13 protein-coding genes are annotated in these 15,277 nt (G+C 50.7%); 11 read left to right on the forward strand and 2 right to left on the reverse strand.

The features are described from left to right. The first annotated feature begins 12 nt into the window (after positions 1-12). The 5 genes from V8F51_RS06305 (at position 13) to V8F51_RS06325 (ending at position 7,663) form a co-directional block, all read left to right on the forward strand. Positions 13-2,028 carry a YIP1 family protein gene (locus tag V8F51_RS06305; protein ID WP_337099261.1) on the forward strand — a complete coding sequence of 672 codons (2,016 nt, stop codon included), beginning with the start codon at positions 13-15 and terminating at the stop codon, positions 2,026-2,028. Further along, positions 2,021-4,249: a DUF5696 domain-containing protein gene (locus V8F51_RS06310; RefSeq protein WP_337099262.1), complete on the forward strand. Its 2,229-nt coding sequence runs from the start codon at positions 2,021-2,023 to the stop codon at positions 4,247-4,249. The genes V8F51_RS06305 and V8F51_RS06310 overlap by 8 nt, the downstream gene beginning before the upstream one ends. Then, positions 4,249-5,142: a carbohydrate ABC transporter permease gene (locus V8F51_RS06315; protein WP_337099263.1), complete on the forward strand. Its 894-nt coding sequence runs from the start codon at positions 4,249-4,251 to the stop codon at positions 5,140-5,142. The genes V8F51_RS06310 and V8F51_RS06315 overlap by 1 nt, the downstream gene beginning before the upstream one ends. After that, positions 5,139-6,122, forward strand: coding sequence for a carbohydrate ABC transporter permease (locus V8F51_RS06320; protein WP_337099264.1), 984 nt, complete (start codon positions 5,139-5,141; stop codon positions 6,120-6,122). The genes V8F51_RS06315 and V8F51_RS06320 overlap by 4 nt, the downstream gene beginning before the upstream one ends. Positions 6,123-6,292: 170 nt before the next feature. Further along, on the forward strand, positions 6,293-7,663 hold the full coding sequence (locus V8F51_RS06325; RefSeq protein WP_337099265.1) for an ABC transporter substrate-binding protein: 1,371 nt from the start codon (positions 6,293-6,295) through the stop codon (positions 7,661-7,663). An 83-nt stretch (positions 7,664-7,746) separates the two neighbouring features. Here V8F51_RS06325 and V8F51_RS06330 read toward each other — a convergent pair whose 3' ends face one another. After that, positions 7,747-8,448 carry a cupin domain-containing protein gene (locus V8F51_RS06330; RefSeq protein WP_337099378.1) on the reverse strand — a complete coding sequence of 234 codons (702 nt, stop codon included), beginning with the start codon at positions 8,446-8,448 and terminating at the stop codon, positions 7,747-7,749. Between the two features lie 220 nt (positions 8,449-8,668). Between V8F51_RS06330 and V8F51_RS06335 the strand changes: the two genes are divergently transcribed. The 3 genes from V8F51_RS06335 to V8F51_RS06345 all read left to right on the forward strand — a co-directional run bounded on the left by V8F51_RS06335 (position 8,669) and on the right by V8F51_RS06345 (position 11,698). Further along, positions 8,669-9,379, forward strand: a complete 711-nt coding sequence (locus tag V8F51_RS06335) for an ABC transporter ATP-binding protein (protein ID WP_337099266.1) — start codon at positions 8,669-8,671, stop codon at positions 9,377-9,379. Further along, positions 9,372-10,979 carry a hypothetical protein gene (locus V8F51_RS06340; protein WP_337099267.1) on the forward strand — a complete coding sequence of 536 codons (1,608 nt, stop codon included), beginning with the start codon at positions 9,372-9,374 and terminating at the stop codon, positions 10,977-10,979. The genes V8F51_RS06335 and V8F51_RS06340 overlap by 8 nt, the downstream gene beginning before the upstream one ends. An 89-nt stretch (positions 10,980-11,068) precedes the next feature. Then, positions 11,069-11,698, forward strand: a complete 630-nt coding sequence (locus tag V8F51_RS06345) for a sterol desaturase family protein (protein WP_337099268.1) — start codon at positions 11,069-11,071, stop codon at positions 11,696-11,698. Between the two features lie 62 nt (positions 11,699-11,760). Here V8F51_RS06345 and V8F51_RS06350 read toward each other — a convergent pair whose 3' ends face one another. Further along, positions 11,761-12,609: an SDR family NAD(P)-dependent oxidoreductase gene (locus V8F51_RS06350; protein ID WP_337099269.1), complete on the reverse strand. Its 849-nt coding sequence runs from the start codon at positions 12,607-12,609 to the stop codon at positions 11,761-11,763. Positions 12,610-12,775: 166 nt separating this feature from the next. On the opposite strand from V8F51_RS06350, the gene V8F51_RS06355 reads away from it, so the two are divergent. The 3 genes from V8F51_RS06355 (at position 12,776) to V8F51_RS06365 (ending at position 15,270) form a co-directional block, all read left to right on the forward strand. Further along, positions 12,776-13,201 (forward strand): MerR family transcriptional regulator, encoded by a 426-nt coding sequence (locus V8F51_RS06355; protein WP_337099271.1) that lies wholly within the window; start codon positions 12,776-12,778, stop codon positions 13,199-13,201. A 124-nt stretch (positions 13,202-13,325) separates the two neighbouring features. Beyond that, complete coding sequence (locus V8F51_RS06360) at positions 13,326-14,231, forward strand: LysR family transcriptional regulator (RefSeq protein ID WP_337099273.1); 906 nt, start codon at positions 13,326-13,328, stop codon at positions 14,229-14,231. 214 nt (positions 14,232-14,445) lie between these two features. Next, a complete protein-coding gene (locus V8F51_RS06365) occupies positions 14,446-15,270 on the forward strand; it encodes a transporter substrate-binding domain-containing protein (protein ID WP_337099274.1) in 825 nt (274 codons plus the stop codon). The last annotated feature ends 7 nt before the right edge of the window (positions 15,271-15,277 follow it).

Here is a 15,277-nt window from a genome sequence, read left to right on the forward strand (position 1 = left end):
GAAGTCGAAACGATGAAGAAATTGTTATTGTTGTTGCTTCTAGCGGCGACCTCCATGCTCGCCGTTCCGGAAGCGATCCACGCGGAGTTGCCGTACCGAACGTTCTACTACGACAGTAATCAAGCGACATTCCTCCGTATCCAGCCGATCTATACGCCGGCAGATATGGACAGCGCGAGGTTTGCCGAGCCAGTCGACTTGCATGTCGGTGCGGACGACAACGTATACGTCATGGACAAAGGGGCGAATCGGGTTGTCGTCCTTGATCCTGACGGAGCGGTACTGCGAACGATCGGCGCAGATGAGGGAGAGAGCATGCTTAGCGCGCCTGAAGGCCTGTTCGTTACGCCTGAAGGGATAATCTATGTCGCAGACTCTGGCAATCAACGGATTGTCGTGTTCGACAACGAAGGCAACTTTCTCCGTGATTATAAGAAACCCGAATCCACCTACATGGAGTCCGGTCACTTCGTACCGACGAAGATCGTTGTCGATCGCCGGGGCGTCATGTACATCAACCTGAATTCATCCTACGACGGACTGCTTCGAATGAATCAGGAAGGGGAGTTCATGGGTTTCTTCGGAGCTAATAAAGCGCAGCAGACAGTGCTGAACTGGCTGAAGAAGCTCATCCTGAACAAGGAGCAGCTGCTCAAAGAAACGGCTAATCTGCCGCGGCCGATTACGAATGTCGCTCTCGACCAGGACGGCTTCATATTCACGGCTACATCGGGCGGATTCGGCCAAGGCGCCATACGCAAGCTGAACGCCGGCGGCGTCGACGCGCTCAAGAACAAGACGCTGGTGAACGGTCACGGTATCGTGGATGTGGCAAGCGATTCGGACGGCTTCCTGTACAACGTCGACATGGAATCCGGACGGGTCAATATATACGATCAGAACGGCGAGGCGTTGTTCGCGTTCGGCTATATTGACAACGAGACGCAGCAGTACGGCGTGTTAGGCTTTCCAACCTCGCTTGGCGTTGATTCCAAGAAAGATATATGGATAGCGGACAGCCGGACCGGAACGATTCATAAGTTCGAGCTTACCGAGTTTGGCGGCGACGTTATGAATGCGCTTACGCTGTATCTTGCCGGGAAGTACGAGCAAAGCAAGCCGTACTGGGATAAAGTATACGCTCGCAATGACATGTACAACGGCACGTTCCAAGGACTCGGCAAAGTGTATCTGCACGAGAACAACAACGAAGAGGCGCTCTCTTTCCTGAAGACGGCTTTCGATACGAAGGGTTATTCCAAAGCGTTCTGGCAAGTAAGGCTGAACTGGCTGCAAAATAACTTCCTCATGCTCGCTGCAGGCATCATCATCGCATTATTGCTCATTCGGTACGTGCCGCGCTTGGTACGCAGACAGTTGAAGCGTCACCCGCTGCCGGCATCATGGGATCGTCCAATCAGTGATTTGCGATTGTTATGGTATGTGTTGCTTCATCCGTACCACGGGTTCTATAAGCTGAAGGAGGCTCGAGTATCCTCCTGGATTCTCATTCTTATTTTGGCCGCGACGATTGGAATGAAGCTGTTATCGCTTTATTTCACCGGGTTTTTATTCAATCCGATCGAGACTTCCCAAATTAATCTAGTCAGCAGTCTCGGGCTGTTCGTCGTACCATGGATCACTTGGATTATCGCGAATTATCTCGTATGCAGCGTGAAGGACGGGGAAGGTAAGTTCAGGGAAGTTATTCAGGGCAGCACATACGCGCTCGCTCCTTACTTGTTCTTCTCGGTACCGCTTCTGCTGCTGTCGAATCTCGTGACGCTCGACGAGAGAGTTATCGTCGATTCGATTAATTCGCTGATGTTCATCTGGATCGGCGTCATGCTGATTGTCATGACGCAGGTTATTCATAACTTCGACTTCCTGGAGTCGCTGAAAAACATTGCGATTACGGTGTTCACGATCGGCACAATATGGCTTTTCGCCTTCCTTGTCTTCGGTCTATCTTACAACTTATACGATTTCTTCTATCAGCTTTACAAGGAGGTCACTTTCTATGGTTGAGTTCATCAAGCGAACGTCCCTCCGCGTAAAGCTGACAGCCATCGCCTTGCTTGCGCTTGTTATCATCGTGCTCTCGGTCGTTCTGCAAGGAGAGGAGCTGTCACCTGCCAAAGCAATGGAACTTGCGGGTATCGAGACTCTTCAAGCGGAGACGGCAGAGGTCTATACGGGCACACCGTGGAAGCCGGAGACGGGAGCCGATGGTTACGCCGAGGCGTTAAGCAATGAGAAGTTCACTCTGTATGTCGATCCAGCTAACACACAGATTGCGTTGGTCGACAATCGCACCGGCTACCGCTGGCGCAGCAATCCGAGCGAGGAGGAGCTCGCCGCCGAGACGGTGAAGGGCGTGCTGCTCGCGAATCTGAAATCGCCATTCGTTCTAACTTACGTGAGAACGCAAGGCAAGGATCAGACGATCAGAGAAATGTTGAACGCCAATGATCCAAAGATGGTGAAGGAGCTCGTACGGACGGATAAAGGATTGCAAGTCTCTTATTCCTTCCCTGACAAGAAGCTCGGAGTGTCGCTTCAATACGAGCTTACCGACAAAGGGCTGCAGGTTCGCATCCCGACGAAAGGGATCAAGGAGGAAGGCGATTTCAAAATGTTCTCCCTCGATCTGCTGCCTTACTTCGGGGCGGCAGCGGCTGGAGAGGACGGTTACATCTTCGTACCGGACGGTCCTGGCGGCTTGATCCGCTTCGAAAGCGAACGGCCGGGCGTATCGAGAGGTTATATCCATCAGGTGTACGGTCTCGAGCTGACGAATACGGGCAATTGGAGCCGTTCCGGCGAATGGCGGGAAAATATCGCCTATCCGGTATTCGGCATGAAGCGAGGCGATAACGCGTTCGTCGCGGTTCTAAGAGAAGGCGGTGACTCTGCCGATATCGCCGCGCTGCCGCCGGGGCTGAAGTCCACGACGTACAACGTGTTCGCAAGCCAAATCTATCGCGAGGAATACTTGTACCGAATGAGCAGGCTGGCCGCACCGATCAAGGCTATCCAGAAGCAGCGGCTCGATACCGACCGCGTGCTGGAGTACCGCTTCCTGAACGGTGACGACGCCGATTATGTCGGCATGGCGACCTCCTATCGCGATTACCTGACGGAAACAGAGCAGTTAAAAGAGCAACTGAAGCCCGTCGATCATACGCCGCTATATTTGAAGATCATGGGCGGCAATTATACGGAAGCGTATAACCAAATCAAATATGTGACTGCAACGACATTCCCTCAAGCAACCGAAATTGTTAATGCTTTGCGGAAGCGTGGAGTCGAAAGCATGAACGTCATTTATTACGGCTGGCAAAATCAAGGCGATTACGATTTGTACGATCGTTTCCCGATCGAGAAGTCGCTCGGCGGCGAGGAGGAGGCGAAGAAGTTCGTTTCCAACATGAAGCAGCAGGGCATCGACGTTCTATTCGAGGACGACATGGTATGGATCGATTCGGACAATTCCAATTTGTCTGGCAAGAAGAACGGCATTCGCAGCATCGACGAAACGGTATTTCTCGATGAGGGCTGGTTCATAAGCAAACCGGCGCGCACGGTTACGATGGCTTACGAGACGATCGATAAGCTGAAGGATATCGGCATTTCCGGCATTCTGTACAACTGGGTCGGCGAAATGGTGTTCCACGATTACGATCCCGACGGCATAATGACCCGCAAAGACACGATGGACGTGTATAGCGGCATGCTGGATTACACCCGGCAGACGCTTGGAAAGTCCAGCGTCTATCGCGGCAATGATTACGTCATCGGCCACACGGACTTTATTGCGAATTTGCCGCATGAATCAAGCTATGACTTCTTGGTCGACCAGACGGTACCGTTCTATCAGATCGCGCTGCATGGCTACGTCGCTTATTCATTCGGAGACGGCAACCTGCGCGGGGAAGTGGAGGATGAGTTCCTCAAAGCGATTGAGTACGGAGCAGTGCCTTCCTTCTACTTGACTTACGATGAGTCGAGGAAGCTGAAATACACAAACTCAGGTTTCTTGTTCAGCAGTCAATATTCGAAGTGGACCGATCGCATTGAGAAAGAATATAAGGCATTCGACTCGCTCTCCAGTCTGCACTCGCAACGAATCATCGATCATGAGCAGTTGTCCAAAGACCGGTTCGCCACCGTGTACGAGGATGGTACGCGCGTAATCGTCGATTATAGCAGCAAGACGTTCGAAGTTGAGAAAGGAGCTGGCGCATAGTGCAACCGAAAGCAAAAATACGCGCAGAGCGCCTCTATCACTGGAAACGTTACGGCACTGGCTTCCTGTTCATGCTTCCGTGGATTATCGGCTTTGCCATATTCGTACTGATCCCGATCAGTTGGTCGCTGTTCATGAGCTTTAATAAGGTGCAAGTTGCGGTAGGCGGCTTCCGGTACGAATGGCTCGGCATGCAAAACTATCGCGATGCGTTTTTGAAGGATAATATTTTCCCGATTGAGCTGATCACATACTTCCAGGAAATGCTGCTGATGGTGCCGATTATCGTCATCTTCGCTCTTCTGATCTCGCTTATGCTGAATCAGCGGTTTCCCGGACGCTTCCTGTACCGCGCGTTGTTCTTCCTTCCGGTTATCTTCGCAACCGGGCAGGTGCTGAACGAGCTGTTCGTGCAGGGCGCGGGCGACATCCCGTTCCTGGAGCAGTACAACCTGCAGCCGCTTGTAGAAGAGTACGTCGGCAAGCAGTTCGGCGAGACCGTCATGGAAGTGCTTGGACGGGCGATTCTTATTTTATGGTATTCAGGCGTGCAAATTCTGATCTTCATCGCCGGGTTCCAAACGATCTCTCCTACGATCTATGAAGCGGTCCGCATCGACGGCGCATCGCCGTGGGACAGTTTCTGGAAAATAACGCTGCCGGCGTGCGTGCCTTTCATCAGCCTTAATGTGCTTTACACGATCATTGACCTGTTCACGTTCCCGCTTAATCCGGTCCTTGAGCATATCAGGGAGAACATGTTCAAGGTCGATACGGGCTACGGCTACGCCAGCGCGCTCGCCTGGATCTATTTCGCCTTCATCTTCCTGCTGATCGCCATCGTGCTGTGGATGTTCAACCGGAGCATGAAGACAAGGAGGATGCATTCATGATTACCGCGATGAAAACCGAGCTGGAAAAGCTAAACGGGCGAGTACGCGGCATCTTCTGGAGCCGCAGGGCGCAGAAAACGAAGATGCTTGTTCTCGGCAGAAGCGTATCGGACGGCTTGCTAGCCAAGCTCATCATCTACATGCTGCTCTCGATCGTCGCTTACCTGTACTTGCAGCCGATTCTTTATATGGTCAGTACGATGTTCAAGACGGTCAGCGACCTGCTTGACCCGACCGTGAAATGGATTCCGCGCGATATGACCTGGGAGAACATTACGAAGGCTTACAAGGGCTTGCAATATCCGGAGGCGCTGCGGAATACCTCAATAATTGCGCTTAGCTGCTCGCTTGTACAGGTCATTATTTGCGCGATGACAGGTTATGCATTGGCTCGGCTGGCGCTACCGTTCAAGTGGCTCTTCATGGCGCTGATCATATTGACGTTTTTGATTCCGCCGCAGGTCATCATTATTCCGTTATACGTTATTTTCAGCAAGCTGGGGCTTCTGAACACGCTCTTCGTGTTCCTAATCCCCGCCATATTCGGGCAAGGGCTGAAGGGAGCGCTCTTCATTCTCATCTTCCTGCAGTTCTTTAAGTCGCAGCCGGCAAGTCTAGAGGAGGCGGCTAAGCTCGACGGCGCATCGACGACGAGATTGTTCTTCGGCATTATGCTGCCGCTGGCGAGATCAGCCTGCTTGGTCGTGTTCCTGTTCTCCTTCATCTGGTATTGGAACATGTACTACGAGCCGTCCATGTTTTTGGCAAAGGGCTTCACGCCGCTATCCATCAGACTCAATATGCTTGAGGAAGTGCTGAATCCGGCGCTGCTCGGCAACACGTTCACGATCACCAATCCGATTACGGAAGGAACGAAAATGGCTGCCGCATTTATGATCATTTTGCCGCCGATCGTTATTTTCATGTTCCTGCAGCGTTGGTTCGTAAGCGGTATTGAAAGAACGGGGATCGTGGAATAGTCCATTAACTTGCTGCCAATCTGACTCACCGAGAGGGGTGATGCTCCAGGATCGTTTTCAGCGGTGTTAAGCAACAACGGTAAGCAATCTGAGGGGTAGGCATTTGGGGGCGAACATGGCTCGTAACTGATGACTCATGGCTCCCACACAAAAACGAGGAGGTTTGCGAAGTGAAAAGAAAACGCGCGTTGACCCTTGCATTAAGTCTGGTACTTATGTTCTCAATGGTATTAACGGCTTGCTCAGGCAACAATTCGAAAGGCAGCAATGCGGGCGAAGGTACGAATGCGCCTGCCGAGACACAAGCACCTGCGGATGAAGCGACTGCTGCGCCAGAGGTGAAGAAAGACCCGGTTACGCTTAAGCTGATCTCATGGTCTGACTCCTACACCGAATTGTATCAAATGTTCACTAAAGAGTATCCATGGATTACGATCGAACAAATTCCGGTTAACAGCCAACCGATTATGGAAATCATTGCATCGCTCGAAGCGGCTGGCACGCCTGCCGACTTGACTTGGATCGATTCCGATCTGATCACATACGACCAAGCAGGACTGCTTGAAGATTTGACGCCTTATATCGAGAAAGATCCTACGTTCCAATCGGTTCAACTGCCTGATGGCTTCTACGATACGATGACGTACAAGGGCATGCGCCTTGCCGTTCCTTTCGTCGACGTACCAATGTGGATCTTGGTTAACAAAGATTTGCTCGCCAAGCATGGCGTAGAGATGCCTGCTAACGACTGGACGTATGACGACTTCCGCGATATCGCCAAAAAAATCACGGATCCAGTGGCTGGCGAATACGGTCTTACAACACAACCGGAATTCCAAATGCGCGTGCTTAGCACGAAAGCAATTGCTGACGGCCATGCAGCCAACATTCATTACCTGAATGAAGACTTGACGCAAAGTTTGCTTGCTACGCCTGAAGTTATGAACGACGTAAGATGGCTGTCGGACTTCGTATGGAAAGACGGCTCGATGCAATCCAACGCGAAAGCGGCAGAAACAGGCGACGTGACGAGAGAATTCATCAACGGCAAAACAGGCTTCGCTATCGGCGGCGACTGGGTATTGCCTAACCTGAAAGACAACGCAAACTTCGAGTGGGACGTACTGCCGTTCCCTAAAGGCAAAGTCAGCCAGCCTGGATACAGCATCTATGGTCCAATGTCCTTGCTCAAAGGCTCGAAGCATAAGGAAGAAGCGTTCCTGTGGATCGCGTTCCAATTCTCGAAACAAGCGCAAAAGTGGAAGATCGACCAAGGCGCGAACGCTTCGGTTATCGATCCGGAATTGACGGCTTATTATGACGAGACGCCAATGTGGCAAGGTAAAAACAAAGAAGCCGTGAAGATCGCGAAGGAAAACGCGAAAATTCAACCGGGCGTAACGATTCCTGCTTGGGGCGAATACAACTGGAACAATATCTTGAACGAAATCATCTTCGACGGCGCAGACATCAACCGACTGATTCCGGAAACGGAAAAATGGAACAAGCGCACGCTTGAAGTCGCTGAATCGTTGAAGTAATAGCGCATAACAAAGACGGTTATTCATCAAGCTTCCGTAAGGATGCTTGAGAATAGCCGTCTTTTATTGACCTAAATAACGAATTAACGGTAATTCCAGCCGTTGCCGATGACGGGATGATATTGCGGATATGGCGGCTGCTCGTCGCGGTGCAAATAAACCTTTTTGCCTTGACTCGGTACGAACTGGCTTTGCATCGATTGATTCGTATGAGCGACGTTGCCGGCAGCGGCGCCTTGTACTTGATTATTGGCGCAATTGGCGGGAGGGCCGATGACGACGGTGTTCGTAATTGGCGCAAGCGCCTCTTCGACAAGCTGCTCATTTAAGCAATACGTGTGGGCGAGTACGCTGGCTGGAGTAAGGCGCAGCATATCGGAAGCACCGATGAATTCCGGTATCGGAGCATCGAAGATGGCGAGCAGATGGGTATTGTCGACGGTCGCGATCTCATAATGCCACCAGCCCTGAGGGATGTTGGCCACAAGACCCGGTTGAATCGGATAATTAAGCAGTTTGTTCGTGAACGGATTAATGAGCGATACGACGGCTGAACCGGTGATGCAATAAACGAGCTCGGATGCATTTTGGTGAGTATGCGGCTCGACCACATTGCCCGTGCTTAGGAAGATGTCCAGAAGCGATACATTTCCTAGCGTATTGAGTTGATTAATCGACAACGTATTGATGTAGTTGCGATTGTCTTTCGTAAACGTATTATTATTACGCAGATCATAAGTAAATTGTACGGTTGGAGAAGTGAAGTCCATATAAGATACAGCCACTTGATTCCCTGCCTTTCGTATGCGCGCAAGCATGTTCGGATTGTAGGCGTATGACCTACCGTATACCATATGTACGCATAACAAAGTCCGTTCCAGCAATAGGAAACGGTGAGCAAAGCTTTTTATGGAGTTTAGCGAAACTTTGCACGCAAGCTGTGCGTACATACCCCGTATGCCTAATAAGTAATCATTTGGAAGCAGTATAGGGGGAAGATAATTAGTGCGGCTTATTTTGGATCAAATCGTCAAGACTTTCGATGCGAAGCAAATACTGCAAAGCGTGGAATATTCATTCGAGCAAGGTAAGATATACGGTCTGCTAGGACGAAACGGTGCGGGCAAGACGACGCTTTTCAATTGCTTGAGCCGGGAAATTGCGACGGATGGCGGCAAAACTTGGCTGGAGCAGGACGGAGTGAAGCGGGAGCTGGCGGAGACGGATGTCGGTTATGTGTATTCGATGCCGATATTGCCAGAGTTCCTTACAGGCTACGAATTCGTCCAGTTCTTCCTAGCTGCGAATCCAAACATGAAGCGTCAGGATGCTAAGATCGACGAATGGTTCGATCGGATGCGCATGAGCCGAGAGGATCGTCATCGTCTGATCAAGGGGTACTCGCACGGCATGAAGAACAAGCTGCAAATGCTGCTGTTTCTTATTGCGAAGCCGCCGGTCATTCTCCTAGATGAGCCGCTGACGTCGTTCGACGTGATTGTAGCGCTAGAAATGAAAAATATGCTGCGTGAAATGAAAAGTGAACATATTCTTATTTTCTCGACCCATATTTTGCAGCTGGCAACCGATCTCTGCGACGAATTGGTTGTGCTGAACAATGGTCAGCTGACTTCGGTGCCTTCCGAGCTGATGCACAGTCCGGAATTCGAACGTGAAGTCATTGAGCTGCTAAAGGACGATCCGACCCATGCTTAAGGCGTATCGGCTGCTGCTAGACGTATCGGTCTCCTCTTTCCTCAATCGGACGGTTTATTACTTGCGCCGGTTGCCGCTTGTCGGCCGCGCCATACCGGAATCGCTATACGGGAGCTTGGAATGGAAGCGGGCTATCGCTTGGCTCGTCCTTATTGCACAGCTGCTATGGGCGGTGCTTAACAAAGGGATATATCTTGGACTTATGGCGTACATGCCGGCGATGGCGATAAACGAGCGCAATCCGGAGCTTCATTCGCTAGAGCTGTTTCTAGCCATCTTGTTGCCGCTTAGCTTCCTGACGGCAAGTATTTGGAACGCGCGAGTGTTCGAGCCGAAACGCGACAAGTATGTTGCCGTGAAGCTGCTCCGCATCTCGGCAACGGCATACATGAAAGTCACGTTAACGATGCGTTATACGATGTTCTTCTTATCCTTTGCAATCATGCTTGCGTTCTTCATGGCGGTGCTAGGAGGAACGGTGATTGAAGGCGTGCTCGTTGCAGCAGTCATTACGGGCTGGCGGCTGCTTGCCGAGTTGACGCATCTAATCGTATTCGAGCATACGGGCAAAATCATCATTCGAAGCACTATACTTGTCTGGTCAAGCATTGTTGCCGGCGGTGCGCTAGCCTATGGACTGCCTTTACTTGGCGTCTCGCCAGCTTATGGCAGGGTACTGTTGTACTTACCGCTTGTTTTGCTCGTTATTGCATCAGGTCTAACGGTTGCTCTGATGCTCGCGCGTTATAAACGCTACCCGGAGGCGGTAGAGTCGGCGACGAGACGAGATGATCCACTGCTTAATCTCGGTCAATTCATGGCCGATTCACGGAAGGCAGAGGTATCGATGAAGACCGATGATCTGACGGAAGAAGAGACCGTCCTCGCCGATGGGGCTGCGCTTCCTCGTGCAGACTCGGACGGTTATGACTACTTGAACCGGCTATTTTTCCGCCGTCATCGTCGTCTCGTTAGGAAGCCGCTATGGAATCGGCTTGCGATCAGCGTTAGCGTGAGCGCGCTTGCCGTTTCAGCGCTAGCGTTAATCGGTGACGGAGCAACGTTGACCGAGCTGGCGAGGTTCGTGCCGTACTTCGCATTTAGCGTTTTCGTCGGCGAGAAGCTATGCCGCGCTCTATTCTACAACTGCGACATGCCGCTAATGCGCTACGGTTTCTACCGGCAAGCGGTACGGAAGCATTATGTGCTGCGTCTCGCCAGACTGTCCGGCATGAATTTGCTGCTGTCGGTCGCGGTTGGCGCAGTGCTGACGATTACGGCATGGTTCACCGGCAGTTTGCCGGATACAAGCGAGCTGATCGCTTTATGGATATTGCTGCTTGCCATGGCGCTGCTTATTTCGGTCCATCATATGACGGTTTACTATTTACTGCAGCCGTATACGACGGAGATGAATGCGAGGAATCCACTGTTCTTTATTGTAAACATGATGTTGTCTGCTATATGTGCGGTCGCATTCGTCATTAGCCCTCCGATCGCAACACTAGCCGTTATCGCGCTGACGCTGCTGCTGTTATACTTGGTTATTGCCCTGCTGCTCGTTAGCCGTTTCGGGGCGGTAACATTTAGAATCAAATAAGCTTTCGCGTTTTTCATCATTGACAGTCTGGAGCGGCTGTGTTGCAATCGTAATGCAGTCTAATTTGTTAATAGCGGGTGAGCGGGACGATGACGAGAGCACGGTTGTACAAAGATTTTTTCCTTCATACGGATATTACGGTTATGTTTGTGCTGCTGCTGGCGCTTGTTGGGGCGCATCTGGCGTTGTTCGGAGTCGGCATCCGAAGTCTGATCTGCTTCGCGGCGGGTCTCGTTGGGTTTATGTTCAGCGAATATATGACGCATCGGTTCTTCTTTCATCTGAAAGCGCCTCGTAACCCTACGTTTCTGAAATTGCTCAAGCGCTTACATTACGATCATCACACACATCCAAGCGACTTGAAGCTGCTGTTCCTGCCGCTATGGTACAGCTTGCCGAACTTCATCGTGTTCGTTGGCGTATTCTATCTTATAACAGGCTTGCCGGACGCTTCCGCCGCGTTCGCTGCGGGACTCATTACGATGCTGCTTATGTACGAATGGAAACATTACGTCGCCCACCGTCCGATGCTGCCTAGAACGAGGCTGGGTAAGTGGGTGAAGAAGACGCATCTGCTGCATCACTTCAAAAACGAGAACTATTGGTATGGCGTATCGACGCCGTTCGTGGATGCGATCTTCGGAACGCTAAAGGACGAGAAGCAAGTGCCGACCAGCGCGTTCGTGAAAGATTTGGAAGGGCGCCCAGAGGGGCAATAGTACGTTGGTGTGAGAAGAGGGGGGCGAGTCGCCCTCCTCTTCCTTTATTCATTCTCGTTTATTTAGCGTGCGGCAAACTCCGCTTCGTAGATGGAGCTGACGAGCTGCAGTACCTTGCTGCCTTGATCTGTAAACTTGAGCTTGGCCGCTTTGCCCTTCACTAGAAAATCGCCCGGCTGCATGTTACGCGCATGAATGGCTGCCGAATAGAGCAGCGATGCTCCGGCGGTCGGCGGCGGGAAAAACAGTTTAATAACCGTCTTCAAGTAAAACGGAATACCGGATTGCTTGACTGATCGTATCGTATTGTTGCCTCCCGGGTCGACGCTTAACATCGTGATACCTTCCTTGCTGACAGAGGGCGCAAGCTCCTTCGTCCAAAGGGAGAGCGCAAGCTTCGTTGCTGCATAAGGGCCGAACAGCTTCTTGAAGGAAGCTGGATGCTCAAGCTGGCCGGAATCGAAGTTCGTATACGTTTTGAAGGCATGGGATGACGTATTGATCACAGTCTTCATCGTACCGCGCAGTAATAGCGGCTTCAGTTCCATCCATATGATGTATGGCGCAGCGGTTTGTAGATCGAAATGGAGTTCTCGACCTTGCTTGGATAAGCGAAGCTTAGGCAAGCTGCCGCCGGCATTGTTGAAGAGCAGGTCAATCTTGTCGACTTGTTCTTTAATCGCGTTCAGTGCGCTTCTTAAGCTAACGAAATCGGCAAGGTCGGCTTTAAATACGCGGAGCCGTCCTTGTCGTTCGCTCTGTATGAACTGGGTATCTTCCTTATTAAAGTCGGAACGGTTAAGCGCAATAACTTGCCAGCCTTCGGATAACAGCTTGCGAGCAAGCTCGCGTCCGATTCCATTGCTTGCGCCAGTAATAAGAGCGACGCGCTCTTCGGTAAAAGTTGTCATACTCAAATGATCCTCCTTGCATGATGCATTTGGCATCTGCTCGTATTTGTGCCCTCAGTCTACAAGCTGGAGTCGGCTCCAAGTCAAGCACGTTCTAAAACAAATTGACTTGGAGTCAGCTCCAGGTTATACAATAATGACAACAGCAATGAGGAGGGAAAGAACCATGAACGAAATGGACACATACTCAATTAAGGAAACGGCGGATTTGACCGGCATTGCAGTGGATACGCTGCGCTATTATGAGAAAATCAGCCTTTTGCCGCGAGCAGACCGCAAGCCTAACAGCCATCGCATCTATCGGGATGATGATATTCAGACGCTGAAGCTCATTGCTTGCCTGAAAAAAACGGGCATGTCGCTAGATGAGATGAAGCCGTTCCTAAGCTTGACGACACGTTCCGATCTTATGGATTTTCCAGAGCTTCACGATATGATCGTGAACCATAAGCGGAAGATTGAAAGCCAGATCGCTTCGCTGCAGGAGGTTGTCGAGTTTATCGATTCGAAGCTGATTCAAGGCGAGGCAGTACCGCAGAATTGCACATTAACCGGCGATCGCAGTCGGAAATTGTCCGTTCGTAAACCGTAGGGCAATTGAACGAGTTGAGGAATTGACAGATGAGAAGATGTCTGTTACTTTAAATCTAATAAAACATAGTTAAATAGTTGGATTTAACTTCGTGTAAAACGGTAATGGCAAGGAGAGGTTCGGCATGAATATTGAGAATATTGAAGCGTTCGTGTACGTCATACACTGCGGGAGCTTCAACAAAGCGGCCGAGGCGCTTTATTTGTCCCAGCCGTCGGTAACGGCCCGGATCAAATCGCTGGAGCAGGAGCTTGATTGCCGATTATTCGATCGTCAGGGCAAGCAGGCTCAGGTGACTGAGGACGGGAAACGATTTCTGCCTTACGCCCAGCAGCTCCTTATGATCTATCAGAAGGGGAAGCTTCATCTCAATCAGAAGAAATCGGAGCTTAGCGAGCTGCGGATCGGTTGCACCGTATCGGTGTCCAACTATATCGTTCCAGAGCTGCTTCCGCGGCTTAAGGAACGGTTTCCCGAGACACATTACAAATTTACGACAGGCACGACCGACGAAATCGTAAGCAAGGTATTAAGCAGAGAGGTCGATATCGGATTCGTTCGCAACATCTCGCATCCGAATCTGCAGTCGACGAAGTTCTATGAGGATCCCATCCGTCTCTATGCATACGAAGGTCATCCGTTTCTTCATAATCATAATCCGACCATTGAAGAAGTCGCCGAGCAGCCGCTTGTTTTCTTCGAGTGCGGCTCAATGGATTGGCTTCGCATTCATCGGATCTTCGAGCATTTGGAGAAGTCGCCTAATATTCGGATTCATACCGATAATTCGGAGATGGCCAAGAAGCTGGTCATCCGCAAGACGGGAATCGGCTTCCTGCCCGGTCTATGCGCGCAGCAGGAAGTGTGCGAAGGGAAGCTGCATTCAATAAGCGTTCCCGAGGCCGACGGCATATCTCTGCAGACCAATCTGATTGCACAGCACGGCGAGTTTGCCGAAATCATTACTGAAATATTAGATATAGGCAGAAGTTTGTTCGAGGCCAAGCCTAGCCTCTCCGCTATATCTTAATAAGAGTGCGCCCGTTGATCCTACTAGGATTGCGGGCGTTCTGCATATCGGAAACTAAAGATTGAATTGTTGAATCGACATATAGAATATCTCTATTAACAATAGCATTGACGAGTCGGCGAGCCAGGTGATAAAGTGAATGCAACACTAATCCTTACTTATCCACTAGGAATTATAAGGATAACAAATTAACCATTATTAGGGGGAAAAGAAAATGAAAAAATCAGTATTGCTTTTAGCATCTTCCGTGCTCGTATTAACTTTAGCAGGCTGCGGCGGAAGCAAGGATAACAATGCGGAACCGGCCAGCGCAGACAGCGCCGGCAAAGTGACAAAGATCGTTGTAGGAACGGGAACACAATTCCCTCAAGTATGCTTTATCGATGAGAACGGCAAGCTGACCGGCTTCGACGTGGAGCTGATTCGTGAAATCGACAAACGTCTGGACGAATACGAATTCGATATTCAAACGCTGGAATTTACGAATTTGCTGTTAAGCCTTGAGACGAACAAGATCGATCTCGTGGCGCATGAAATGGAGAAAAATCCGGAGCGCGAAGAGAAGTACCTATTCAACAAAGAGCCGTACGCTCACTGGAGAAACAAAATCGTTGTCGCTAAGGACAACAATTCCGTTCAGACACTCGACGATCTGAAAGGCAAAAAAGTGTTGACGACGGCAACTAGCGCGCAAGCAACGATTCTTGAGAACTACAATAAGGAAAACGACAACGCGCTTGAAATCGTCTACCAGAACGGCGGAGCAAATGATACCGTACAACAAGTGACATCCGGAAGGGTGGAAGCTTTCCTGGCAGCTGACTTCACCTTGTCTCTTGTCGATTCGAAGCAAGAATTGAAAACGGTTGGCCCGGCGCTTAGCGAAGCGGATATTTTGTTCATGTTCCGCAAAAACGACCCTGAACAGCAAAAGCTTTCCGATCGCGTCGACGAAGCGATTAAGGAATTGAAGGCTGACGGAACGCTTGGCAAGCTGAGCTCGGAGTGGCTGGGCGATGACTTCACATCGGAAGAATAGTCTAGTA

Origin of the sequence: Paenibacillus sp. YIM B09110, from assembly GCF_037167145.1 — a bacterium.
Lineage (GTDB): Bacteria > Bacillota > Bacilli > Paenibacillales > Paenibacillaceae > Pristimantibacillus.